The 25,710-nt window shown below is 65.9% G+C and carries 13 protein-coding genes; 6 read left to right on the forward strand and 7 right to left on the reverse strand.

Annotated features, from left to right (window positions below):
* Position 1: 1 nt before the first annotated feature.
* From KXC43_RS33640 to KXC43_RS33670, 7 genes are all read right to left on the reverse strand, one after another.
* Positions 2-3,388: a Swt1 family HEPN domain-containing protein gene (locus KXC43_RS33640; RefSeq protein ID WP_221380246.1), complete on the reverse strand. Its 3,387-nt coding sequence runs from the start codon at positions 3,386-3,388 to the stop codon at positions 2-4.
* 5 nt (positions 3,389-3,393) lie between these two features.
* Entirely contained in the window at positions 3,394-6,168 is a 2,775-nt protein-coding gene (locus KXC43_RS33645) for a DUF1156 domain-containing protein (RefSeq protein ID WP_221380247.1), read from the reverse strand.
* Between the two features lie 64 nt (positions 6,169-6,232).
* The gene (locus KXC43_RS33650; RefSeq protein ID WP_221380248.1) at positions 6,233-9,790 is read right to left on the reverse strand and encodes a helicase-related protein; all 3,558 of its coding nucleotides are present in this window, start codon (positions 9,788-9,790) and stop codon (positions 6,233-6,235) included.
* A 73-nt stretch (positions 9,791-9,863) separates the two neighbouring features.
* Entirely contained in the window at positions 9,864-11,171 is a 1,308-nt protein-coding gene (locus tag KXC43_RS33655; protein ID WP_221380249.1) for an AAA domain-containing protein, read from the reverse strand.
* The gene (locus KXC43_RS33660) at positions 11,168-12,634 is read right to left on the reverse strand and encodes a hypothetical protein (protein ID WP_221380250.1); all 1,467 of its coding nucleotides are present in this window, start codon (positions 12,632-12,634) and stop codon (positions 11,168-11,170) included. Before KXC43_RS33660 ends, KXC43_RS33655 begins: the two co-directional genes overlap by 4 nt.
* The gene (locus KXC43_RS33665; protein ID WP_221380251.1) at positions 12,631-13,713 is read right to left on the reverse strand and encodes a hypothetical protein; all 1,083 of its coding nucleotides are present in this window, start codon (positions 13,711-13,713) and stop codon (positions 12,631-12,633) included. The genes KXC43_RS33660 and KXC43_RS33665 overlap by 4 nt, the downstream gene beginning before the upstream one ends.
* Before the next feature lie 34 nt (positions 13,714-13,747).
* A complete protein-coding gene (locus KXC43_RS33670) occupies positions 13,748-14,542 on the reverse strand; it encodes a hypothetical protein (protein ID WP_221380252.1) in 795 nt (264 codons plus the stop codon).
* Between the two features lie 146 nt (positions 14,543-14,688).
* Here KXC43_RS33670 and KXC43_RS33675 point away from each other — a divergent pair, with 146 nt between their 5' ends.
* From KXC43_RS33675 to KXC43_RS33700, 6 genes are all read left to right on the forward strand, one after another.
* On the forward strand, positions 14,689-17,079 hold the full coding sequence (locus KXC43_RS33675; protein ID WP_221380253.1) for an ATP-binding protein: 2,391 nt from the start codon (positions 14,689-14,691) through the stop codon (positions 17,077-17,079).
* Positions 17,076-17,444, forward strand: a complete 369-nt coding sequence (locus KXC43_RS33680; RefSeq protein ID WP_255645298.1) for a hypothetical protein — start codon at positions 17,076-17,078, stop codon at positions 17,442-17,444. The genes KXC43_RS33675 and KXC43_RS33680 overlap by 4 nt, the downstream gene beginning before the upstream one ends.
* A gap of 87 nt (positions 17,445-17,531) precedes the next feature.
* Positions 17,532-19,073, forward strand: coding sequence for a DUF2397 domain-containing protein (locus KXC43_RS33685; RefSeq protein WP_221380254.1), 1,542 nt, complete (start codon positions 17,532-17,534; stop codon positions 19,071-19,073).
* Positions 19,070-20,257, forward strand: a complete 1,188-nt coding sequence (locus tag KXC43_RS33690) for a TIGR02678 family protein (protein WP_221380255.1) — start codon at positions 19,070-19,072, stop codon at positions 20,255-20,257. The genes KXC43_RS33685 and KXC43_RS33690 overlap by 4 nt, the downstream gene beginning before the upstream one ends.
* Positions 20,254-24,411, forward strand: a complete 4,158-nt coding sequence (locus tag KXC43_RS33695) for a TIGR02680 family protein (protein ID WP_221380256.1) — start codon at positions 20,254-20,256, stop codon at positions 24,409-24,411. Before KXC43_RS33690 ends, KXC43_RS33695 begins: the two co-directional genes overlap by 4 nt.
* Positions 24,408-25,709 (forward strand): TIGR02679 family protein, encoded by a 1,302-nt coding sequence (locus KXC43_RS33700; protein ID WP_221380257.1) that lies wholly within the window; start codon positions 24,408-24,410, stop codon positions 25,707-25,709. Before KXC43_RS33695 ends, KXC43_RS33700 begins: the two co-directional genes overlap by 4 nt.
* The last annotated feature ends 1 nt before the right edge of the window (position 25,710 follow it).

A 25,710-nucleotide genomic window follows, 5' to 3' on the forward strand; every position in this document is an offset into this window, starting at 1 on the left:
ACTATTCCTTCTCGAAACCGAATTCGGTGAACCTCAGAGTGCTGGCGTTCTCCGTGACGATCCGGATCTTGTCATCCGGGAACCCCTCCGGTTTGGTTGCGATGATCTCGACGCGCACCTCGAGCTGCACCCCTTCGGCGGCAAGGTGTTGCAGGATCTCCTGCGCCACCCGGGTGAGGTCACGGCTGTAGCGCTCCGGGTTCACCTGCATGACGCCGAAGAAACGCGTGTTCTGCGGGGTGGGCGCAGGTGAGGGTAGGGGCGTTCCGCCTGACCCTCCGCGTGTGGTCGGCGGGGTCGGCTGCCCGATGCCGCCGCCGTCACTGGGCCGAGATCCGTCCCCGCCCGGAGTCGGCGAGGGCTTTGGCCGCTCCTCTTCTTGCTGCTTCCGGGCCAGACTAGGCAGCACTAGCAGGGCGGCATCGGTGATCTGTCCGAAGCCGCTGCTCTCGTGCGGGATAGTGAGGCCGGCATAGCGGGCCTTCGTCTCGTCGAAGCCTTCGGCGAGCGCGAACCCTTCTACCTCCCACGAGATCTCGTTCATCACCGACCGAACAGCGTCGTCGAGCACCGAGCGGTCCCGCAGCCGGGTCAGGTAGGGGTACTTGCGGTAGTACGACCACAAGTCACCGACGGAAACGTGCCCCCGGCTCCAGACCGATTGCAGCGGGCCATCCAAGTCCATCCGGATATTGCGGGAAGCGTAACCGGTGGTGAGCAGACCGCCCTGGCGGAGCTTGACTGTCACCCGTTCAGCCAACCTCGGCTGTGAACCTTCGGCCTTGAGAACCTCCCACCCCGCTGGTCGGCTCGGCTCCGGCTGATCGGGCACGATCGCCCAGATGTACGCGCCAGCGAGACGCAGGTCCACGGTGTCGTCGGCAATCTTGCGCCGATTCTTAGCCATGGTTTGCTGCTGAACGGTCAGGTTGAGCTCGTCGATGCGCTCGCAGACGTTCTTCCAAGCCAGATAGTCGCGGGTGGCCTCAGCCAGCTCCTCCATACGCTTCTCGTCGGCGGCGAGGAACACCACAGCATTTCGGTTCACCCGCTGCCCCGAACCTCGTGTATCGAGACAACGCTGCGCGAAGGCAAGGGCCGACGAATCCTTGCTGCCGCGGGTATGAGTTTCTCGCGGATGCAGAATGACAAGCTTGGCCTCTTCGGTGTCCGGCACGGCACCGCTGTCGTCCGGACACGGATGCACGGCGGCGAAGTCACCTCGCGTCGAGCGCTCCTTCGCCAGCCGCACGACCAGTTCGGCCCAGACCTCCTCGGGATGTTCTCGCAGCCGGTCTGCGAAATCTTGGGCGGTGCGAGTCACCGAGGCCTGGGTGTCGTACCAGTAGCGGGCACCATCGACGTACAAGTAGGTGGCGCGTTGGCTCAGAACCTCTAGGGCCGAGCCGAAGTTGCCGACAGTGTCGCCGGGTACGGCCACACCCAGCCAAAGGTGTTGCCGTTCGATGCCTTTGTGCGCGGTTTGCAGGGTGGGGGCGGAACCGACGAAGGCAGTGCGGGCAATCCGTCTGGTCAGCGCCCGAGCGCCGAAGGTGGGGCGGTCCGCGTCGATGCGAACAGGCGTTGACCCCTCACCGTCGATGTCGGCATCGATAATCGGTTTCCACGCGTCCGGTAGGTATTGGGTCAGCTCGTTGCCGACCTTCGGGGCGTCTAGGGGAATCGAGCCGGCCATGATGAGCGGTCCCTGGTCCTGATTTCGCCACAGCTCATGGACCACGGCGCTCATCAGCCGCAGCACCCCGCGGGTGCGCTGGAACCGATCTAGCGTCGACCAGTCCTCGTAGAGACGATCGAACAACTCAGGATGGATCGGGTACGCCCGGCGAATGCGGCGTTCGTACTCCAGCTCGCTGCACTCCCGGGGGAATTCACCCTTGTGCTCGGCGTAGAACTGCACGAACTGGCGGGCGACCGCCGAGATGTGTCCCTGCGCGTCAGCGTTGGTCGGCTCGAAAAGCCGCCGACGCACGATCTCGAACGATTCGTTCGCTGAGGCCGGCCGCCACGGGTGGGCAATGCGCCGTACGACGTTCTGCAGCCTCTCGAGGGCCTTTCGACCATTCGGGCCGCCGACCTCGAGGTCGGTGCCTCCGCTGCCATCGTCTTCCCCGGAGGCGGTGTCGGAGGCAGGGATGGAGATGACGAGCAGAGCCCCAGGGATTGACTTGACCACCTCCGTGAGCGTCTGGGCGAACGTGAACTGGGTATCGAACGTTCCAGCCGGCAAATCGTCACGGCCGTAGAGCTGGCGGGCGTAGGCCACCCACTCATCGATGAGAATCAGGCACGGCGAATGTGCAGCGAGGAGTTCCGAGAGAGCTGAACCAGGGTTGGTGGAGTTTCGGTCCGCCTCGGCGACCATGTCGTAGGCGGCTCGGCCGCCAAGCTGCCAAGCAAGCTCGCCCCATAGGGTGCGCACCTGGGTGCCGTCCGGCTTGAGGCTGCTCTTTTCCGGCGTCACGCTGAGGTGGGTTCCCACCAGTGCTACCCGCTTGACCGGCTTCGCGGTAGGCAGCTTGGCGCTGCCGACGGCCTCCTGGACCTCCTGTGGGTAGTCGGTGATGGGAGTACCCGAGCAGAGGTGGTAAAGGGCCAGCATCGAGTGGGTCTTGCCGCCACCGAAGTTGGTCTGCAGGTTGATGATCGGGCTGGCGTTCTGGTCACCGCTGATCCGTCGGGCGGCCCGATCAAGCAGGTCACTTAGACCCTCGGTGACATAAGTCCGGTGGAAGAATTCCTTCGGGTTGCTGTACTCAGGGCTCACACTGGAGTTCTTAGTGGCGACCATGTGCAGGTCGGCGGCGAACTCGGCGGCGTTGTACTGCCCGGTGGCCACATCCCGGTGTGGCGTGATCACCTCCCGCCAGGGCTTGAGCCCGGTGCCCGGTACGTTCGGCGAAGACGCCGCCTTGACAGCCTTACGGGTCTCGGATTCGTAGACGGACCGCTGATGATCCATACGAATCCTGCGGACTTCTTCCGCCTGCGATACCGCTCCAACGGCGGTGAGCAGACGTTCCATCGAGTCCAAGGTCCGATAGGTGTCGTCGGAGGTGAAGCCGCCGTTGTGAGCCCACCGGTTGCGGGCGTCACGCAGTTCTGAAGCGAACGACTGGTCCACTCGGGAGAGACTCTCTTTGAAGAGCCTCCAGTCCTCGGTGAGTACCTTCAGTTGCACCTGCGGGTCATTCTTTGCGTACGTCTTCGCTGAGCCGTGTTTTGCCGAGTCGCGGGCTTCCAGCAACCTGGCCCAATCCTGTCCGGCGGGCGTGGCAGCGGTCATGATTTCGTCGACGAATCGCCCAAGCCCTTCGGCCAAGATTTCAAAGCCACGGCCGACCCGTTCACGATTGTTGATGGCCATGTCCGTCACTCCTCGATGCTGGCAAAGTCAAGCTCGCCTTGGGAAGGGGTCGTTGCATGCCCGTCGTCTGTGCGGGCAGCTGCTGAAAGATCCGACCAGAAAGTGCCAAGACCGTTGAACATAAGAGCAGTCTGCATCCACTTTCTTTTTTCGCAGACGGAGAAGAGTAAGTACGCCAATTCTTTGGCGGCATCCAGGTCAATCCTTTTTCCAGCAGCGGCCATAAGCCGCGCCGCGTCCTCGGCACCCTTATTTTCGAGTGTCTTGGCCAGTCTTATCGTCACCTCCCAGATGCTGATCCTGTCGTCGGTGAGGGGATTCCAGCCCTCACTCATTTCGTTGGGTTCGATAAGTCGGGCCTTACCTGCTCGAGCCCAAAAGACTCCCGCCCGAACCAGCCCGTCTACTGAGGTGTTGACCGAGCGTGCCAAACTTTCCGCTCGGTCAAATTGTTGCTCATCCCAGCCGTGTTGCGCGAACCACTTCACGCAGAATCGCGTGTCGGTGTCGAAATCACCTTCCTGTTCAGCAAGCGACTCGTCTCGAACCTGATTAATGATTGCGAGAGCAGAACGCACAGACATGGACTGGCCGTCAGGTTCCATGACGCTGCTATAGTTAGAGAATATTGACATCCCCGGACCTATTGCTGCCTGGTTTAGGTCAACCGGAGCGATGCCTCCCTGCTGCAGTTTCTTCAACGCTTTCGGAAGCTCCTCTCGAAGGCGTGATATAAAGGATCGACGAGTGGAAGCCGGGGACTCTTCGCGCCTCTTTCGACAGGCAAGAACAATGTACGTGGCAAGAGCGTTGCTGGACATCCCTCGACTGCGTGTAGGACTCGTAGCGTGCATAGGCCACGACGCGGTGATGGCGATACCGGCGTCAACTAGGGCTTGCAGCATCGCCTCCCATCCGGTCGATCCGTAACCGCCGTAGGCGCCCTCCTTTTGTTGATGTGCGTAAATTATAATCATTGGGAACTCGCCATCTGAAAGGACTGCGAGATTCTGGAATGTGCTCTTGAACTTTTCAATAAAGTACTCGCGGGCCGTGCTGTCGGAGTTGCCGTGGCGTCCTTTGTCGGCAATGAGCTCGCTAAACCTAGGTGAACGTGACGTAGCGTATAGGTCAGGGAATACATTCTTCAGCGCTTCACGATGCCATAGGTAGAAATAGTCTGCCAGATCGGCGTATCCGATAGCGTCGAAGTAGGGTGGATCGGTTGCAACGATGATTCGAGGTTTGGTGGCTGGAAGGCGGCTAGCGACGGTTTCGGCATCGCCGATATGCACTGTTCCAAGACCACCTTCCTTTGGGATCGAATCTACCGCCCTCAGAGCAGTAGCGCCTACTTGTACCCAGTCTCCGACAGACTTCCCAGATGGATTGGCCTCAGCGAAGTCCCAAACCATCGTCACGACTTGCTGGCTAAAGCCAGCCTCTACCTTAGACGGTCCCTTCCTGGTTCGCCATGTAGCCTGTTTGGACAGGAAGCGCGCCTGCCGTCCAACGCAGAGTCCAAGGAAAGCAAGAAGTGCTAGTCCGTATTCTTCGGGACATCCCCACGTCTGCATCTCTTCTTTTAGATTAGCGACAACCCTGGCGTATGTGGCCAAGGTCCATGCTTGCCGAGGGGTGTAGAGGTCGAGGTAATTTTTGAATCCGTAAGCTTGGACTCGAAATCCCAGAGCCTCATCCGGGAGGTCAATGCCATCCATGTCTGGATAGTTCCGAGGAACTCGATCAGTTTGGTCGAGAGAAGGCTCCTCAAACCATCGGAAACCGTCGTGGCGTGTCCAGGCTGTGGCCACCATCTGTTCGGAAAGCCCACTTTCGTTGCCGACCTTCTTTACATGCTCCTCATCGAACTCTTGGCCGCAGCGTGGACATTTGAACTCCGACTTGCGGCCGCTCATTTTCGTCGGCCTTGCCGCTGCAGTGACGTCGGATGTTACGCCGAAGCAGCACTTATCGTCGATTACTTCTAATGTTAGGTAAGATTCTTTCTTAGGCTGCGCTGAGAGAGTGGACGATGCAAAGAGCGGTACAGGCAAATTACAGGCCGGGTTCGGACAGCAAACGACGTGAGCCCAGAGCCACGCATATGGCCAATTGCTATCGTATCGTCCATATAACTTCTCAAGATCAGCTCGGGCTGATTCTTGCACCTTGATAATCAATGATTGTGCGTCTTCTTTAAAGCCAGAATATGGATCAGCGTGAAGCAGGGCGGAGGGCCCTACCGAAAGGAAGGGGCCTTGATTGCGGCATTTTGGTAGCAGCTCTGTGAGCTGTTTAGAAATTAGTGCTGGAACTGGGTTAAGATCGTTACCGGCGGTGAGTAATCCGAGGCGTTGAGCCTCGATGAGGGTGGAACCGGCGCCGCAAAATGGGTCAACCACCAGAAGCTCATCGACCGTAAAAGCTCGGGCCATCCTGGCTCTGATCCTGCGTAATGCGTCTTTGTCGGGTGTTCCTCCGTTTGAGGGTACAAGTGCCCTAATGTCCTCCAAGATATCCCGGCGCTCGTCATCGTCTTCTGGATCGTCAAGAACGATTGCCGGGATTAAAGCGCGCCATGCCGGAGCTGGCATAGGGGCGAACCACTTGTGGAGATTTCTGGCCGTGCCGGTTTTGATATTCTTTTCTGCGCGATTGGCGCGTGATATCTGTTCGATCGGGAGCGAAGTTTCGATAAGCTTCTTAGGCTTGCGTGCTTCAGCCATGACTTTTGGCTTCCTCTTATTCTCTGGTATTCCAAACACCTTTATTTTCAAAGCAGTCGATTGTAATTTCGGGCAGTCGAAGCGGGATTGAGATTTTGTCGGTTGCTGGCGTTGATCACAGTGGCGCTTCTCCCTCTTTCCACATGTCTCGCCAGTTGCCGCGAACGCCGTCGGCGATGAACGCTCCGAAATCGAACCCCTGGAAGGGGTTTAGGACGTAGCGGATCTCGTCATGTGCCGGTCCGTCTGGGTGCACGCTGACCAGTGCAAGCCGGTAGCGTTCGGCGTTCTTGGCGTAAAGGACCTCGTTGCGGGTCACGATGAAGTCCTCGGCGCCCAGGATTCGGCCCTTTACCTCTATAAAGACGAGATGGCCGTCCGGTGTAAGGGATCGGATGTCGTACCCCTTGTTGTTGTGAGGCATCTCGAAGGGATCGCGGCCGAGGCTCCGTTCGGCCGCCATGACCGCTGCGATGGCTCGCCTGTCGACCTCGGCGGTGTTCCGTGCGTAAGCCAGGGCCGGCTCGTCTCGTTTGCCGTAGAGCCGGTCCAGCAGTCCGGCAGGGATGACGAGCGCACCACCAGCTATGACCGGTGGCATGGGCCGCAGAGCCTCGTCTGCAGCCAGTTCGGCCAGTCGCTTCTCCAGCCGTCGTTCCAGATCACGGGCTCGCCGATCCGCCGTCTCTGGCTTGATCTTGAGAGCCTTGCCGGCGGCGGCTTGGTCGAGGAGGTCGGCGTGCCGGGCATCCCAGTAGTTGATTTCCTGGATGAGACGCTGCCTGACCTGCTGCCTGGTCCGTTGGACGGTGTGACGAACGCGGTCGCGCACCTCGACGAGGTGTTGGCTCATGCCGTGCTCGATGGCCCATGTCACCGCGACATCTTCGGCGCCGCTGGCCATCCAGGAATCCGTCATCAGAGTTTCGACGTGGGGGAGTTCCTCCGCGGTCGCCGGCCGGTAGTCCAAGTAGGGAGCTGGCCCGGCGGACTCGGCGTTTCCGTCGCGGCGGATCTCGACGAACTCGAAGCGTTTCGAGACAGTACGCGCTGGCTCGTGCCCGTCGGTGATCTGCTGCGTCAGGGCCACCAAGAGCCGAGGTTCCTCGCTGGGATCGTTGGCGTCGATCAGCACCGCACCCTGTTTGAGGAGGGTTCCGTAGCGTTCGATGACCAGGTCGACTACCGCGTCGAGCAGCGGGTGGCCGGGAGCGATCAGATCTGCCTTCGGCTTGCCGTCTGCTCTTACGAACGGCCGGTCGAAGCAGACACGTTCGTAGCGGCGGAGTACCGGAGCCCCGAGGCCGACCTGCCGATCTCTGTCCCGGATTACCCCCGGCACGTGGGTGATCTCGAACCGACCGGCCTCACGAGGGCTCATCATCCCGCCGAGAAGACGGAAAGCTTCAGCGAAGAAGGCCTGCACGTAGTGGGGTTGCAGTCGTCGAGCTTGCGCTTCCTCAAGTCGGAGTCGCAGGTCCTGGACGTCGGTGTCGGCCAGCGAGTCGTGGTGCAAGGCTCGTTCCGCCATCAGCTTGTCAAGCCCCGCGCTGACCTCAGCGTCGATGACCCGATTGAGGCGAGCCCGGACCTCCGGCTGGTCGCCGTACCGGATCGCCTCGACGAGCAACTCCCGGAGCGGTTTGCCTTCGAAAGCCTCCCCAAGTACGTCGAAGACCTTGCCCTTGTAGGCGCGGCGCTGCTCTTCAATCTTGTCCAGTAGACGAAGAAAGACAGCGCCCTCGCGGGTGTCGTCGGCGACCAGGTTCCACAGCCGGCACACTTCGGTCTGACCGATGCGATGGATACGGCCGAAGCGCTGTTCGAGGCGGTTCGGGTTCCACGGCAGGTCATAGTTGACCATCAGGTGGGCGCGTTGCAGATTGAGGCCCTCGCCAGCCGCATCGGTGGCGACCAGGACCACGGTGTCCTTGTCCTGGGTGAAGAGCTCCTGGACCGAACGCCGGATCTCGCGCCGCACACCGCCGTGGATGGCCACCACCGCATCGTTGCGTCCGAGGAGGGCGCGGCTCTGCTCGACCAGGTAGTTGAGCGTGTCTCGATGTTCGGTGAAGATGATGATCTTTCGTCGATTGCCGTCCGCCTCGTACATCGACGTGTCGTCGAGAAGAAGGCTGCGCAGCTCGGTCCACTTCTTGTCGGTGCCGGAGTGCCGAACCCTGCGGGCGAGCTGTTCCAGGTCGGCCAACACACCGATTTCCGTGTCCAGTTCGGCGATCGTCCGCGCAGCGGTGGCCGCGTCGACGACGCCGTCTTCGATCGCCTCGCGCTCTTCCTCGGTGAGTTCCTCGAAGCTGTCGTCCAGGGCTTCCGGGGTGCGACCCAGAAGCTCGTCCAGCCGACGCTGTAGACCTGTATCCCCGGTATTGCGAACCTCGAGCATTTCCTGCCGACGCTGCTCCAAGCGCCGACGGCGCCGCTCCAGCGAACGCAGAATCGCCTCCGGGCTAGAAGCGAGCCGCCGCTGCAGGACGGTGAGGGCGAACCCGACGGTGTTGCCGCGGCGGCCGTCGCCTTCCGCCTTGAGCTGTTCGGCCCGGTTCATCTCCTCTCGAACGTATTGAGTGACAGCTTCATAGAGAGCCCGTTCCTCGTCGGAGAGCTCGTAACGAAGGCTTTCGGCGACTCTTTCCGGGAAGAGAGGCTTACCGTCGAAGGTGAGAAGCTCCTCCTTGACCATCCGGCGCATGAGACCGCCGGTGTCGATCGAGTGCACGGCGTCACGGAAACGGCCTTCGAAGCGGTCGGCATCAAGCAGGGCCAAGAAGAGCTGGAAGTCTTCTTCCTTCCCGGCGTGCGGCGTGGCTGTCATCAATAGCAGGTGTCGGGCCACCCGGCCGAGCAGACGGCCCAGCTCGTACCGCTTGGTGGTTTTCAGCTCGGCGCCGAAGTAATGGGCGGACATTCGGTGGGCCTCGTCGACGACGACAAGGTCCCAATCTGAACGCTCGAGTTGCTCGCGGAGGTCCTCGGCGCGGGAGAGCTGGTCCATTCGGGCGATCAGCAAGGGCGTGTGCTCGAAAACCGACTCGTCTAGAGCCGTGTCGATGAGAGTGCGGGTGAGTAGCTCGAACCGCAGACCGAACTTGTCGAGCAGTTCCTCCTGCCACTGCTCGACCAGGCTGCCCGGCGCGACGATCAGACATCGTGCCAGGTCCCCACGCAGCATCAGTTCCTTGATGTAGAGGCCTGCCATGATCGTCTTGCCAGCACCGGGATCGTCGGCCAGCAGGAAGCGCAACGGGGTTCGTGGCAGTAGCTCCCCGTAGACCGCTTTGATCTGGTGTGGAAGTGGATCGAGGTCGCTGGTCGTCACCGCCAGCATCGGGTCGAAACGCGCAGCCATGCGGAGGCGCAGGCCCTCCGCGGCGAGCCGGAACAGGGCAGGTTCACCGTCGAAGGAGAAGGCCCGCGACGATTCCGCCATTGACAGCGCAGCTTCGTGATCGCGGTAGAGCAGCCGCTCACTGGTCCGGCCGGCGTCGTCGCGGTAGGTCAACGTGATCGCCATGGAGCCATGCCACTTGACGTTCACCACGGTGACCACACCAGCCGCGATTCCACCCAGGCGAGTGCCCGGAGTGAGCTCCTCCAGCTTGACGCCGAGCTGATGGACACCCGGGGCCACCGGCCGCCATTGTCCGCTGCTCATACGGATTCCTCTCGTGCGCTCCGCGCCGCAATGTCGGAGCCTAGGTTATGTCTCTGTCAGAAACCGATCGGCCTCAAGTAGTGATCCGGTGTGTCTCCAAATGAGTCATAACGGTCTGGTTGGCGGCCCAGCCGTCGGGGAACTTGACTGGCTCGTGGACGTGGACGGGCTCTGTTGAGGGGTGGGCGTCGAGCAGTTCGTGGATGCCTGCCCGGCCGATGATGACGCAGGCCTGGCGGTGGCGGGACGTCAGCACACACAATCGGCCGGCTTCGAGGTGGAAGGCGGTTGCGTCGCGGCGGCCGGAGAGCGGATGCAGCACCACCGTTACGTCGTACTCCCGGCCCTGCAAGCGGTTCGCGGTGTCCACCGTGATGTCAGGTTGATCGGCCAAAGCGGCTCGCAACGCGGCGACCTGGTCTCGGTGGGCGGCACCGACGGCGATGCGCGACGCCGTCACCGGGCCTGACGTCGATCCGGACCGGGCGACGGGACCTCGCTCCACGAAACGCCGGGCCACGGCGGCCACGGCGTCGACAGCCTCGGCGTCGGTGCGCATGGTGTGCCGGGCGGGCAGCTCGAGATAGCCCCAGCCGAAGGCGGCAGCCTCCTCGAGCACGGCGTCCACGGGCGTCCGGCCGAGGGCCCGCGTCGTGAACGTCAGCTCTCGCTCACCCGGGCCGGTCCCGGTGCGGAAGCCGGTGAACGGGTAGAACGCCGAGGCGATCACCTCCTGCGCGGTGTGGGGCAGGCGCCACGAGACCGGTAGCTGGTACTCGGGTACGCCGTCGTTGTTGCGGAGCAGGCCGGCCACCGCCGACTGCATCGGGTCCCAGGTGAGTCCCCGCCAGCGATCGTTCTCCACGACCGAGAACGGGTCGAGCTGCCCGGGGTCGCCGACGAACAGGGCTCGCTCGAACAGGCGGGCGATGGCAAGCAGGGCGTCGGAACGCATCTGGTAGGCCTCGTCGACGATGGCCCATTCCCAGGAGCGATCTTTGACGTATGCCCACTTCGCCGCGGTGGCGATCGTGACCGGGCAGCCGGCGAGGTTGGCGGCGTCCTTGTCGCAGGTGACGTTGGGCAGGCCGGCGACGCGTGCTGACGGCACGTACTCGGCGCTGCTCAGGCGCCCGATCAGGGTGGAGGGGAGCCGGTCGGCGAGCGCGGCGGTCAGGTCGTCGACCTGCTCGTTTGTCTGGGCAACGATCATCAGGCGTCCGCCGTCCTCGACCAGCTCGGCCGCGGCGCGAACCACTAGGGTGGATTTACCGGCGCCGGGCGGCGAGTTGACCACCACGCCGCGGTGCTTGCCGGAGCGGAAGTCTTCCAGGATGGCCAGCGTCGCCTGCGACGCCTCGACGGCCGGGTCGAAGCTCATTCCCACACCTCGCGGGCGTCGTCGTCTGTCGGCGTGTACGGCTTCGGCGGCCCGCCGTGGGTCCACGGGGTGTCCTCGGGCGCCGGCAGTTCCGGTGAGCGCATGCTCTCCGGGAACACGCTGGTGTAAGTGAGCTCCTCGCCGAGCGTCGGGACGGTGCCCGGTGCGGCGGTTCCGGCGCGGCCCATGCCGTTTTCGATCTGCAGCCCTACCCGGTCGCCGTTGATGCTCAGAATGGTGACGTCCTGCTTCGGGCGGCTGGGGGAGCGTAACTTGGTCGCGGCGAGGAGCTGGACCGGGTCGCCAGTGCGGACGACGACGCGCGGGCGCAGGACGCGGCGCCCCTTATCCGACAGGATCTTGCGGTCGGCCTCGACCTCGACGACCGTGCCGGCGAAAGCCTCGCCGGTCACCCGGAAGCTCGCCATCACCAGCGGGTCGTCGAGGGCGCACGTGGCGTCGTACTCGTTCTGTTCGCGCTCCAAGCGTTGCAGCCGGCGCGCCGCGGCCACCGCCCCGTCGCGGCGGGCCTGCGGGAAGCCGCCGCCGCTGACGTAGGTGTGGTAGCCGGTGAAGTCGGTGCGGTCGTTGGTCCAGCGGACGGGCACCGTGTCGCCCGGCGGCAGCGTGCGCAGCAGGTCGATCGCCTGCCACATGAGCCGCCAGGTCGGCTCGAGCTGCGAGCGCAGGTCGCGTTCGAGCACGGCCAGGGCACGCTCGTGTTTGCCCTCGTCGTACAAGCGGATCGCCGGCGCCAGGATCTCGTTGTCGAAGGTGGGGTCGGTGCTGGGGCCGGCCGGCGGCCAGATCGTCGGATCCTCGGCTTCGCGCGCGGCGTCAGTCGCGGCCACACCGGCGGGCGGGTCGATCCAGGCCAGCAGGGCGGCGAGGTTGGCGTCCTCCATCGCGCTCTGCCCAGTCGCCCAGTGCCGCCCGAGAGCGGACGTCATGGCGACCAGGGCCGACGAGCCGGGGTGCTCCGACCGCTCACCGAACCAGGTCAGCCAGCGTCCCAGCAGCGGCACCTGCGGCGACACGGCGTACTCGCCGGTCGTGCGCCGGAAGCGCGTCGACCGGCCGAAGAGGCGCACGAAGGCGGCGCCAGCCGGGTTCGGGACCAGCATCTGCGGCGCGTCCAGGTAGCGGACCTTGCCTTCCTTGCCGTACGTCTCGACGCCCTGGCGGGGGCAATCCTCGATGTACTTGAGGACGATTGTGGCGAGCTGGTCGGCGAAGGCGAACCGCAGGGTGCGGTTGCGCGGCTGCGGCACGAACAGCATCGTCGGGTTGTCCCGGTCGGTGCCGATCATCGCCGCGAGCGGGGCGTTGGCCTCGCCGGCCATGGTGAGCGGCACGAAGGCCAGGGGGTGGTCGCTGAGGTGCAGATGGCGGCGGGTGGCGATGGGGTACGCCCGTCCGCCGTCGACCGCGAGCGCCCGGGCGTATGACGAGATCGCGCTCATGCCGCCACCGACCCATAGATCTGCGCCGTGATGCGCAGCATCGCGGCGGCCTCTTCCTCTTCGACGGAGGCGACGGCCTTGCCCTGGGCCAGGTCGAGCGCCCGCGTGACGTACTCGACTCCGCCGAGCTCCTCGCGGACCGTCGTGCCCAATGCCGAGGTGCAACCAGCGGCCTCGTGACGGCAGAAATACGCCATCTCACAGCTGTTCAGGCAGGACGGCGCGTACCGCGCCTCCATGATGGACAGGGCGGACACCAACTCGTCGGGAGTGTGGGTGGCGAGGTCGAGGCTGAGCCCGTTCGGCAGCTGCTCGACCAGGTTGTCGATGCGCGCCAGGCGGGTGAGCTGGTGGTCGAGAGTGATCAGCTGCTTGCGGACGTCGATCTTCACCGCGGTGGGCTGGTTGGAGAAGTCCTTCGGGCAGACCAGCACAACGTCGTGGGAGACCTTGTCGTCGCCGAGCAGGCGGCGCAGCGCGAGCACGTAGACGGCCGACTGCCGTGCGGCCGCGGCGACCTTCGACCCGCCCGCCTGGTCGTCGATGATGGCGAAAGACTTGATCTCGACGACGTGCAGGACGCCGTCGTGGTGGAAGGCGACCAGGTCGGGCTCGAGGTAGACGATGTTGCCGCCGACGTCGAGGCTCAGCAGCGGGTGGTCGAGGAACGTGAGCGGCTCGCGGCCCTCGACGGCGGCCTTGAGGGCCTGGCGGGCGCGGGTGTGCCGCACCTCCTGGCTCGCGTTGCCGCCGACGTCGTTGAGGTCGGTGCTGCCCACCTCTTCGATCTCCAGGCCGAGCACCTCGCGCAGCAGACGCAGAAGCTCGGCGTACCCGTTGGCCTTGACCTGGGCCTCAAACGAGTTACCCCGGGTGATGGCGAACTGGGACTGACCGAATTTTGCCGGGAACCCGATCTGTTTGGCCAGCGCGTCCTTGTCAACGCCGGCTGCGTCGAGCACGGCACGTCGCGCGCAGCCCGGGTTTCCGGTCAGAGCGGCCACCGTGCGGGCGTTGTGTCGCTTCGCGGGGGCGGAGCCGCGCAGCTGGTGGAGTCGGTGGGGGGTGTCGTCGGGCATCTTCGTTCCTTCGCGGAAGAACGGGAGAACGGGGTCAGGAGCCAGTGGCCGCGGCGCGGCCCAGCCGGGCGCCGAAGAGTTGTTGTGCCGGTGTGAGCTGGTCGAGGGCCCGTTTCGCGGCCGCTTCGCGGTGCGACCGGTCGGCGTCGAGGTGGATGGCCAGTTCGGCCTGGGCGGCCTCGGCGACGGCGGCCGGGGTCATGGCGTTGGCGCTGGTGGCGGCTCCCGGGATCGTGGCGGCGAAGCGCCACAGCAGCCGCCGGGCGTTCGGGCCCGTCTCGCCGAGCCTTTCCAGCTGTTCGGCGAGTCGGGTGGCGGCGGTGAGGAAATCGACGCGCAGGCTGAGCGGGCCGATGATCCGCGTGGCCATGGGCCACGACGAGACGGCGATCAGCCCGCGCGCCGGGGCGAGGTGGTCGGCCGTCAGAGCGGCGCAGAGATAGTACGGGCGGGAGTATGGCGCGGACTGGAACGAACGCTCCTCGTCACGCCGCAGACTCGTGAGCTTCGTCGGTGTGAGTTCACCGGTAGCGAACGCTTCGTGTACGGCGACGACGAGTTTGGGAGCAGCCGGAGCTCCGAGCAAGGTCAGCGCCTGGTGCACCTGTTCCCGTACCGGAAGAAGTGGCCCGGAAGCAAGCCGCGGAGCCGGAACCAACGGCGTCTCGTCCGCCAGTTCCTCATCGAGGAGCGCTTCCCACTCGCGCTGTGCCTGACGCAACTGCTTACGCAGGCTGGTAACGCGCTCGCGGTCGCCGGCGGTCAGCGCTCGCCGCACCTCGGTACGCAGATCTTCGATCCGCCGATCGAGGGCCTCGACTTGTTCCATACCAGTACCGTACAGTCTTCCAGCAGGTTCCAGCAATCCCCAGTAACTGCCCAACGCTGTCCTTCCCCGGGCGGCCCACCGTAACGTCGGCATGGGAGCAGACGGTGAGCATGACTCACGCACTTCTGGAGCATCTTTTCGACCGTTTGACCGAGCAGCGCACCCCCGATCAGATCGCCGAGGTGGTTCTCGGTGCCTTCGCCGGGGAGCGGCAGCTCCGCGCCGTGCTCGATGGCGCCCCCGCTGACCTGCCCGCCCGCGAGACTGAGGCGGCCGAGCACAGGCACGTCTTCCTCGAGCGCATCACGGTGACCGGCTTTCGCGGCATCGGCGCCAAGGCGGCGCTTCATCTGCAGCCGCAACCGGGCCTCACGCTCGTCATCGGGCGCAATGGTTCGGGCAAGTCCAGCTTCGCCGAAGCCGTCGAGCTCTCTCTCACTGGCGACAGCAAGCGCTGGGCCGAGAACAATCGGATCTTTCGCGAGGGCTGGCGCAACCTGCACCACCCAGACCAGGCGGCCATCGAAGCTACAGCTCGCCTCGACGGGTCTGCCGCACCCGTGCGCCTGCGCCGTCGCTGGCGTGACGACGCGACCGAACCCGGCGATGCGGCGGTCGACGTCCGCCATGGCGATCAGACGTACGCCGACGTCGACGCTCTCGGCTGGCGTCAGCCCTTGGAGGCGTACCGCCCGCTGCTGACAGCCAACGATCTGGGCCGGCTCATCTCGTCGCGGCCCAGCGACCTGTTCGACGCGCTCGCGCCGCTGCTGGCCATCGAGCCGATCACCAACGCCGAGAGCCTGCTGAAGCGGATCAGACGCGAACTGGACACCCAGCTCAAGGCGGTGTCCGACCGGCGAAAGTCCCTCCGGCAGGCGCTCGGCGGGGTCGACGACGAGCGTGCCCGCGCGGCGGCCAAGTTGCTCGCGTCCACTCGGCCCGACCTTGACTCCGTGGACCGGCTGCTGGGCAACACGGACGACGTCGACCCTCAGGTAACGGCGTACCGGAGGCTGGTCAGCCTGCCGCCGTTGCCGACGGCCGAGGAGGTCACCGCGGTGGCGGACACGCTGACGGCGGCTGCGGTCCGCGTCCGGGAGGCACCCAACAGCAGCGTCACCGAGGGCATGGCCCGGCTGCTTGAAGCTGCCACCGAACACTACGACGCGCACGGTGGCGGCCCATGCCCGTTGTGCCATGCCGGCGTGCTCGACCAGCATTGGCGTACGGAAGCTCAAGCGGAACTGGATCGCATGCGCGACGATGCAGCCGCCCACCGCTCGGTGCTGGAGGGTCTGGCCATCGCACGCCGGAACGTCCAGGCTCTTCCGGTCGGCCCGGGAGTGCCCACGACGCTGCCGGAGGACTTCCCAGCCGAACTTCGCGAGCGGCTCAGGACGGCATGGGCCGTCTGGTCGGGTCTCAGCGCCGATGCCGACCCAGAAGCGGTGGCCGCGCATCTCACCAGCACGTATCCAGCGTTGCTGCAGACGGTCTCGACGGTACGCGAAACGGCCATCCTCTGGTTGCAGGCGCGTCACGACCAGTGGCGTGACCTCGCTGCCCAGCTGCAGCAGTGGCATGCCGGCGCCGTCGCCGCCCGTGTTCATGAAGCTCCACTGGCACGCGTCAAGGAGGCCCTCGATTGGTACAAGCCACTGATCGAGAACCTTCGCGCGGAGCAGCTGGCGCCGTTCGCCGCCCGGTCGCAGCAGATCTGGGAGGAGCTGCGCCAGGAGAGCAACGTCGAGCTGGCGGGGATGAAACTCGACGGGTCGAGCACCCGGCGGAAGGTCGCGTTCCCGGCCACCGTGGACGGCACGGCGACCAGCGCGATGTCGGTGATGAGCCAGGGAGAGATGCAGGCTCTCGGTCTGGCCGTGTTCCTGCCGCGCGCCAGCGCGGACGCCAGCCCCTTCAGGTTCCTTATCATCGACGACCCGGTGCAGAGCATGGACCCCGCCAAGGTGGACGGGCTCGCCCGGGTCTTCGCCGACCTCGCGCAGACCCGTCAGATCATCGTCTTCACCCACGACGATCGGCTCCCGGAGGCCGTCCGTCGCCTCGAGATCGACGCGACCATCTGGGAGGTCGTCCGCCGGGAGAACTCGACCGTGGAGATCCGCAAGAATATCGACCCGGTGAAGCGCTATCTCGACGACGCTGCTGCCCTGGCCAAAACACGCGACATGCCGGTCGAGGTCCGCACGCCGGTCGTCGTGACCTACTGCCGGTCGGCCCTCGAAGCTCGTTTCCACCAGATCATCCGTGCCCGTCGCATCGGGCGCGGCGAACCTCATCGCGATGTCGATGCCCTGATCGGCCGCGCCCGCACCACCATGCAGGTGGCCGCGCTCGCTCTCTTTGACGACATGGATGCCGGCGGCCAGGTTTTCGGCAAGCTCAACACCGCGCACGGCGGGTGGGCGGCAACCGCCCTGCGCACCTGCAAGGAAGGCGCCCACGGCGCCGCCGTCAACGACCCCGAACAGCTTGTGGCCGATGTGGCTCGTCTCATTGCGAGGCTGAAATGATCACTGCCGAGAACTACTTGACCAGCGCCGCCGACCTGATGACGAAGCCGGCCACTGGCACTCGCGGACTCTGGCCGCGGGCGAGTGCGTGGCTCCTTCGTCTCGCCTTAGAGGCGGCACTGGACCGCTACTGGCAGGCGATGGCCCCCAGCGTGGCGGAATGTCGTAATCGGCGGGCGCAGCTGATGATGCTGCGGGAGTACGCCGGTGCCGAGACCGCGCAGCGGGCGGCTTATCTGTGGTGGGCGTTGTCGCGCGCCGGACATCATCACGGATACGAACTGGCTCTCACTGTCGGAGAGCTCCGGCACCTACACCGTGAGGTGATGGCCGTCGTCGCCGTGCTGCGGCAGCGTTCGCAATGATGACCTTCGTTCCCCAGTCGGATGCGCGACTCTCTGTGGCTCGGGTTCGGCTAGCGTCAAATACGGTGAGCCGTCGCAGGGAGGGTGATGAGCGATCAGGATGACCTCACCGAGGTCGTGCGTGACACGTCGTCCCACCGCAAACTCTTCAGCTACCTGACCGCCGACGCCGCCGACGACTACATCGCGATCATGCGGCTGTTCACCGGCACCCTTCTGACCGATCTTTCCGCTTCCGAGGTTGCCGCTCAACTGCGGGATCGCGGCCTTGATATCGATGCCGATCTGGCCGAGGACCGCTGCAAGCAGCTGGTGCTCTGGGGCAACCTGGTGCGGTCGGTGCGCGAGACCCGGGTGCCGACCGTCGCCGCGTACCACCGGTCACGTTCTCGGTTCCAGGTGTCCAAGCTGGGCGGTCGGCTGCACCGGGAGGCCGAGGAGATCCTGAGCGCGGTCGACGGCGTGCAGGAAGTGGCCCGCGAACTGCTGGCTCGCATCGCTGACAGCCTCGGCCAGATTCTCCAGCTCGTGGCCGACACCCGTCGAGACGTCGATGCCGAAGCCTTGGCCGGTGCCGTCACCAGCGTCTTCACCGATCATCGAGTCTTCACCGAATCGGTCACCGACTTCTACGCCTACCTTTCGGGGGTGCTCACTCGATACGACCTGGCGAGTGAGGAGTACGCCCAGTTCAAGGACCTCCTGCTTGACTACGTCGACCTCATCGGGGCCGATGTCAACCGCAACGCACCGGAGATCCGGCGGCGCCTGCTGCTCCTGCTCGAGCTGCTCGAACCGGTCTTGGCGAACCTGCCGGCCGCACCGGTTCTGGAGAACGATCTGGTGGCGGTGGAGCGACTTCCGGGCCGCACCCGAAAGGAGTGGGAGCAGCTCGCGGTCTGGTACGGCGCCGGGGACGTGCCGTCCGGGCCGGACCAGTTGCGCGCGGCTGCTCGCCAGGCGCTTGGCCAGCTCATCATCAACGCGCGGAGGATCCTGACGGCATCGGGCACGGGGCTGTCTCGGCGGGCCGATCTGCTCAAGCTGGCCTCCTGGTTTTATGGTGCCGACAGCGACACCGCGCATCGGCTCTACGATGCGGCGTTCGGCAGCTATCCCGCGCGGCATCTGTTGATCGGTCCGGAGGAGGCCGATCCGGCAGCGGGTCCGGGAACGTCGTGGTGGGACGGCTCACCGGTCGACGTCCCGGTCTCACTGCGTGAGCGCGGTGACCGTACTCCTCGGGGTCGTAACTCCCGGGTGCCGGATCCCGGCGCCGACGCCGCGCAGTTGCTGGAACGGGCGCGCCGCCGTAACGAAGCCCGCCGGGCTGCTGCCGCCGAGCTTGCCGCGGCCGGCCGTCTGCATCGGGTCCGGTTGAGCCGGGCTGCCCGGGAACTGCTGCTGGACAAGTTGTCTCCGCTGATCGCCACGGTCTCGCTCGCCAACACCGTTGCCGAGGACCGAGACCACGACCTGGACCTTCTTCTGCGGGCCTCCCGGGCGAAAGGGGACACCACCGTCATCGTCGGCGACGACGGCACCGTTACCGTCCACGACGTCGTCCTGAGCGCCCATGCGTTGCAGGCCGCCGATCGAGGACGGTTCGAGATGCGGCCCACCGCATGACCTCACCTGGCACCGGCACGGCGTCGCAAGCGTCGCGCGAACGCCGGGAGGCGGCCCGAGCGCTGCTCATGCATCCGATTCTCACCAAGGACCAGGCCGACGAGCTTGCGCTGGTACGTCTGCACGCCGCGGCTCTGCGCTCGATGTTCAAGTCGATGCTCGATTACCACCTCGTCGTCGAGCCGACTTTCGCGCGGCTGGTCAAGGGACCGGTGAGCAGTGATGGCCCGGCTCGGCCCGCGCGCCGGCCGGACGGCCAGGCCTTCACCCCGATGACCTACACGCTTCTCAGCCTGCTGTGCGCGGCCCTGCTCGTACCCGGCACCGGGGATCAGATCTTGATCTCGGCACTGATCGAGCAGGTCCGCTCGGACGCGGCCTCGATTGGGGTACGGATCGGCGACACCCTACCGGAGCGACGGGCCTTGGTGACCGCGGTCGGACAGCTGGTCGCCTGGGGCGTGCTCAAGGAGACGGACGGCACCGCCACCGGGTGGGGCGAACGCAGGGACGAAGCGTTGCTCACCATCCACCGGCCCGCCCTGCCGCATCTGCTCGCTCAGCCGCTGGCCGGGATCGGCCACGCCGACGAGTTGCTGCTGAGCGACTTGCGGCTTCAGGATCAGCCTCGCCGGTCGCTGCGACGCCAACTCGTCGAGAATCCCCTGGTACGTCGCGATGAGCTGACTGACGCTGAGCGGGACGTCCTGTCGCGTGAACGCAGCGAGCTGACCAGGGTGCTCGCGGAGAACTTCGGTCTCGCGCTTGAGGTGCGGGCCGAAGGAGCTCTCGCGTACGATCCGGCCGGCGACCTCAGCGACATCGGATTTCCGGGCAACGGCCGGATCAAGCAAGCGGCCCTCCTGTTGGTCGGGGAGCTCATCGAGCGAAGTGTCACGGCAGCCAACGGAAGCCTGGTCACCGACTGGGACGAGGTCGACGCCGTCCTGGCCGATCTGGCCATCAGACATGCCCGGGCCTGGGGCGAGGCACTCGCCGACGACATCGGTGGTCTCCGCGAAGATGTCGCCCTCCTGCTGTGTGAAACCGGCCTGGCCCGTACGACCGCAACCGGCTTGCTCCTGCACCCTGCCGCCGCCCGCTACCGGCCGCAGCCGCGCACCGCACCGCCGACCCGCGCGGCTCGGCGGCTCACCGGCCAGCTCGAACTGGAGATCCCGTGACCGATCTGTTCGACCAGACACCCTTGCGGCAGAACCCGCATCGATGGCGTCTGTCCCGGGCGGGCTTCGTCAACGTATGGCACTACTACGAAAACACCTTCGACATCTCCGGCGGCCGGCTGATCCTGCGCGGCACCAACGGGTCGGGCAAGTCCCGGGCCCTGGAGATGCTGTTGCCGTTTCTGCTCGACGCGGACCGGCGCAATATGGGCACCGGTTCATCGGTCCGAATGGAGGACCTGATGAGCGCCGGCGCCGGCGACCAGGGCAACCGCCTCGGATACATGTGGCTGGAGTTGTGCCGGGAGCCGGATCCCGAGCTTGACGACGATTCGGTGACTCGCTACCTGACCCTAGGCGCGCTGGTCCGATTCGCGATCAGCACCAAGGAGGCGAAAGTCTGGTACTTCACCACCCCGTTGCGCGTCGGGGAGCAGCTGCCACTGCTCGGAGCCGACCGTCAGCCACTGTCGCGACGTGACCTCGCCGAGCTCATCACCGAGGAACGCATCACCGACGTGGCCGAGAGCCACCGCGAACGGGTGCGGAGCGAGGTCTTCGGTCTCACCGGCCAGTTGGGTAAGGAACGCTTCGAGGGCTTGACCAAACTGCTGCACACCCTGCGTTCGCCGGATGTCGGCAACCGCATCGAGGAGGGCAAGCTGCCAGGCATCCTCGCCGACGCGCTTCCGCCGCTCTCCGAGGAGGCGCTGACCGACGCGGGTCAGCAGCTCGACGGCCTCACCAGCACCCGGGAGGACCAGTTGAGGCTGGAAGCCGCCCGCGATTACGTACGAAGCTTCCTCGACACCTACCGCAAGTACGTCACCGGCGTGCTCGCCACGGCGCTCGACAACTTGCGGGCCCAGGCCGGCACGGCGATGAAGGCCGCCGCGAACGCCGCCGACCTCGCAACCGCGGCTGAGCGGAAAGAGGGGCAGCTGGCGTCGATGCGGAGCGAGATCGAGATGCTCGGCACGCAAGAAGAGACCCTGGGCGTACGGCTGGAAGGCTTGCGGGACTCCGACGCCTACCGCAGCGGTGAAGAGTTGCGCCAGCTCACCGCGGTGGTCGAGGCACGAGCGGGAGAGGCGGACGGCGCTCTGCGGGCGGCCGCTGACCTACGGCGTACGGAGGAGGAAAAGGTTTCCGACGCGAATCTGCAGGCGGGTGATGTGGAGGAAGCTGTTGCCGTGTTGTCGGTGGTTCTCGGTCAAATTCGCGAACGACTTGCCGAGGCTGGGCTCACCGACCCGGAACTTCTCGTCGACATTCGCGCTGAACGCCGCGCGGGCATCGGTCTGGCCCGTGTGGTCCGGACCGCGCGCGCCGGAGAGCCGGAAGTGCTGACCCAGCCGGCGCCGGAGGTCGTTGCGGTGGTTCCCGTAGACCTGAGCGACGTCACGGACGCGGTGGAGCGCGCCGATCGCGCGGCACACACCCGGGCAGTCCAGGCGGAGAACCGCGCCGCCGACGCCCGCGAGCTGACGCAGGCACGCCGAAGGGTCGACAAAGCAGCCGACGATGCGGCGGGTGCGGAACAACGGGCCGACGAGGCTGCGGAAGCAAGCCAGAAGGCTGTCGACAGGTGCGAAGACATGGCCCTGGCCCTCGTCGACCGCTGGCGTGCCTGGATCCTCGATCCGGCCACGACCGATTTGTTGGGCACGGTCGACTGGCCGGCTCACCCCATCCTTGGCGTCTTGCTCGCCGACCGGATGGCGCTGAGCGACGACCCCATCGAGATCGACCTGCGCGAGCTGGATCGAGCTGCGGAGGACGCCATCTCGGCGTCCACAGCGGCCATCGTGACGGAGTTGAGCCGGCTCGACGCCGAGGACGCGGGCGCCCGCCCGCTGATTGCCGCACTCGAATCGGAGCGAACCGAACTGCGATCTGCCCGGGACCCTGAGCCGGTACAACCGGCGTGGGTGACCGCGTCAGCCGGTGTGCCGCTGTGGCAGTGCGTGGACTTCGTCGCGACGGTCGAGTCCGCAGAGCGCGCCGGCATCGAAGCCGCGCTCCTCGCCTCGGGCCTGCTCACGGCGACTATCGACGACGCGGGCCGGCTCCTCGCGGAGACCGGGCAGCTCATCCTGACGCCGCGCGACCGGGACGTGCGAGTCCCGCTGACCACCGTCCTCACCGTCGACCCGGCCAGTCCACTACCGGCCGGCACCGTGGCCACCATCGTGAGCCGGATCAGTTTCGGCGACACCGACGCCCCCACCTGGATCGATGCCGACGGCCGTTGGGGCAACGGTGCGCTGCGCGGACGGCACGAGGTCGCGGTTGCCCAGTACATCGGAGCGGCGGCACGAGCAGCCGCCCGGGCCGCCCGTCTGGTCGCCATCGAAGCCGAACTCGTGGATCTGGCCCAAGAAGCTGCCGCAAGACAGCAGGTACGGGACGAGCTGGAGTCACGCAGGGTCCAGATCCGTCTCCGGGGCCGGGCAGCGCCCTCGTCGATCGAGCTGGCCCAGGCGCGGTCGGTCGCCGCTGAGAAGCTGCGCGAGGAGGGCAGGCTGAGGTCCGAAGCAAGGCGGCTGCGCAACGATGCGGACGACCTCGCCCGCGCGTGGGCGGTACGCGAGCGTGACCACCGCGTGGCCTGTAGCGACTTCGGTCTCCCCGCGGATGAGGAATCGCTGCGAGCGGTGCTCACGGTCACCCAGAACGCCGTACGCCTATGCGGCGAAGCGAGGGAGAAAGCCGGCGGCCTGGCCAGGTTGCTCGCCCGCCACGTCCAGGCTGTCGGCCGGATTCCGGAGGTGGCCCGGCGCAGGGCGGCGTCAGAGGACGCTGCCGCCGAGGCCTGTCAGCTTTGGCAGAACACCTTGACCAGGCTCAAAACCCTCCGAGACTCCGTCGGTACGGCCGCCGCCGAAGTGCATCGCCAAGTCGCCGACACCGAGGCCCAGCTGACCAAGATCTCCGCCAGGCTTCGGGCCGGCCGGAAGCAGGCGGAGGATCTGAGCTACGAAGCGGGCACGGCACGATCGGAGGCCAGAGAGGCCGAGAAGAACGCGGTGGCCTCCCGCGGCGGACTGGCCGATCGAGTCGCCGCGGTCCGGATCCAGTTCGGCCAGCCCGGAGTCGTCGCAACAGCGTTCGCCGCCGCGCCCGAAGAGGTGCTGGACGACCCCGCACCACCGTCGGTCGAGGCGCAGGCCGGCCGCTTGCTTGCAGCCCTACGCCGTGGGCGCACGGACGAGAACGCGCTCTTGCGGGCACAGCAGATCTTCGAACGGGAGATCTCCGGCAGCTATGACGTGTCGGCGACCGTCGCCGCCGGCATCAAGCTGTTCGAACTGGTAGATGCGGAAGGACGCCGGCCGCTGGCTCAGGCTGCGATCGAGATCGACCGCCAGTGCGAGCTGGGCCGCGCCGCTCTCACCGAACGTGAGCACGACGTGTTCCAGCGGTTCGTCCTCGGCGAGGTCGGCGAAGAACTCCGGCGGCGACTCAGCCAGGCTGACAATCTGATCAAGGCGATGAACGGCAGCCTCCGATCCATCAAGACCAGCCACGGCATCGGCGTACGGCTGAGCTGGAAGCTCGCCGAGCAGACCGGGGCCGGCATTGCCCGGATCAGGGCGCTGGTCGGCACAGCAGCGGCCGTCCGCGACGCGGCGCAGGACAATGAGCTGACGGATCTGCTGACCGCCAGAGTCGCGGCCGAGGCAAGCAAGGAGCCGAGCGCCGGGTACGCGGTCCACCTACGAACCGGGCTGGACTACCGCAGCTGGCATAGCGTCGAGGTGATCATCACAGGCCCGGAGCCGGGCCGGGAACGCCGAATCAGTCGGCGCGCCAAGCTGTCGCAGGGCGAGACCCGCTTCGTCTCCTACGTGACCCTCTTCGCCGCCGTGGACGCCTATCTGACGGGCCTGGAGAGCACGGGTACGGCGCTGCGCCTCATTCTGCTCGACGACGCGTTCGCCAAGGTCGACGACCAGACCGTGGCCGAACTTCTCGGACTTCTCGTACGCCTCGACGTCGACTTCGCCATGACCGGCCATGCCCTGTGGGGTTGCGTGCCCCAGGTGCCAACCCTGGACATCTACGAGATCTGCCGAGAGGAAGGAACGCCTGCGGCTACGGCGCATGTGCATTGGGACGGACGCACCCGACACTTCCTGCGCGCCGCATGACCGACGTCAACGGCTCGCTACCGCCGGCCTTGCAGGCCTATCTTTCGGTCCCGAGTCTCGCGTCGGTCTGGTCCGCCGCCCGGACTCGGCTCGAGCGCAACGGCCTTCAGCCGACCGGCACGATCACCGTTGACCTCGACCAGTCCGCCGCCGAGCACCTGTCCGGCCTCGTGGGCGCAACGATCGCCCCGGGAGCCGGGCGGCGAATCAGCCTGGCCGTCCTCGACACGGCACTGCGCGGTTCCAGCGGAGGCCGCAGCCTCGTCTCGGTTCTCGAAATCTTGGACGGGCGCGCAATAGTGAACCGGCGTGCTACCCGGGAGCAAAATCAAGCGGACTGGTCCAACGTCTGGCAACGGCTGGACTCCGCGCTGCACGATGCCGGTCTGGCCGGAGCACCGTGGGTTCCCGGGTGGGTCGCCTCCCTGAAGCGCGGCGGCATTCTTACCCGCGCCGGCTCCATTGCCGCCGGGAAAGCACTGAACAATGCCGTCGCCGGCCTCGCCCTCCTGCTTGAACCGGCAAACGGCCGAGGGATCGCTGAGTACGGGCAATCCTGGGAACTTGGCGCCTTGGCGAGCCGTGTCACCGGGACCGCGCACGGCTTCGACGAGACGACCCTCGCCTCGTCGGTGCTTCTTCGAGCCGCAGCGCATGCCCTTGAACGGCCGATCCCGGAATCCGCCAACGACCGGCGAGACCTGTGGGCGGCGCTGGGTGTCGCCACCGACACGCTCTCCGGAACCGTGCTTGTCTGGCAGGTGCGCCCGCCAGGATCCGATGGGTGGTCGTCGATGATGCGTGACCGCTCCGATCTTGGCGTGGTCACGCATCTAACCCTTCACGAACTCGGCGTGGCGGGCTCCGTCCCATGGCTCCTGCCGGGTGAGGTTGTGTCGGTGTGCGAGAACCCGCAGGTGATGCAGGCAGCGGTGCGAGCAGCAACGACAACGCCGCTCCTCTGTCTCTCCGGCAATCCGGCGAGCGTCGGCACGCGGTTGTTGGCTCGCTTGATCGAGTCGGGGAATCCCGTCCGCTACCACGGTGACTTCGACTGGCCCGGCATGTCGATCGCAGGGCGTGTCATGAAACAGGGTGCCGCTGCCTGGCGGATGTCCGCCGAGGACTACACCACAGCTGTTGCCGCGCTCGACGCTGATCACGCCATCGCGCTGACAGGCCGGGCCGTGCCGACACCGTGGGACCCGGGCTTGGCTGCAGCCATGTCGGCGCAGGGTCTGGCCGTTCACGAAGAGTTCGTTCTCGCCGACCTCCTCGGCGACCTCGAACGCCGATGAT

Source organism: Paractinoplanes polyasparticus (assembly GCF_019710575.1).
GTDB lineage: Bacteria > Actinomycetota > Actinomycetes > Mycobacteriales > Micromonosporaceae > Actinoplanes > Actinoplanes polyasparticus.

Coding starts and splice junctions, on each gene's coding strand:
- KXC43_RS33640 (WP_221380246.1), bottom strand. CDS start 3,388: ATGGCCATCAACAATCGTGAACGGGTCGGCCGTGGCTTTGAAATCTTG.
- KXC43_RS33700 (WP_221380257.1), top strand. CDS start 24,408: ATGACCGACGTCAACGGCTCGCTACCGCCGGCCTTGCAGGCCTATCTT.
- KXC43_RS33680 (WP_255645298.1), top strand. CDS start 17,076: ATGATCACTGCCGAGAACTACTTGACCAGCGCCGCCGACCTGATGACG.
- KXC43_RS33670 (WP_221380252.1), bottom strand. CDS start 14,542: ATGGAACAAGTCGAGGCCCTCGATCGGCGGATCGAAGATCTGCGTACC.
- KXC43_RS33665 (WP_221380251.1), bottom strand. CDS start 13,713: ATGCCCGACGACACCCCCCACCGACTCCACCAGCTGCGCGGCTCCGCC.
- KXC43_RS33690 (WP_221380255.1), top strand. CDS start 19,070: ATGACCTCACCTGGCACCGGCACGGCGTCGCAAGCGTCGCGCGAACGC.
- KXC43_RS33685 (WP_221380254.1), top strand. CDS start 17,532: ATGAGCGATCAGGATGACCTCACCGAGGTCGTGCGTGACACGTCGTCC.
- KXC43_RS33660 (WP_221380250.1), bottom strand. CDS start 12,634: ATGAGCGCGATCTCGTCATACGCCCGGGCGCTCGCGGTCGACGGCGGA.
- KXC43_RS33655 (WP_221380249.1), bottom strand. CDS start 11,171: ATGAGCTTCGACCCGGCCGTCGAGGCGTCGCAGGCGACGCTGGCCATC.
- KXC43_RS33650 (WP_221380248.1), bottom strand. CDS start 9,790: ATGAGCAGCGGACAATGGCGGCCGGTGGCCCCGGGTGTCCATCAGCTC.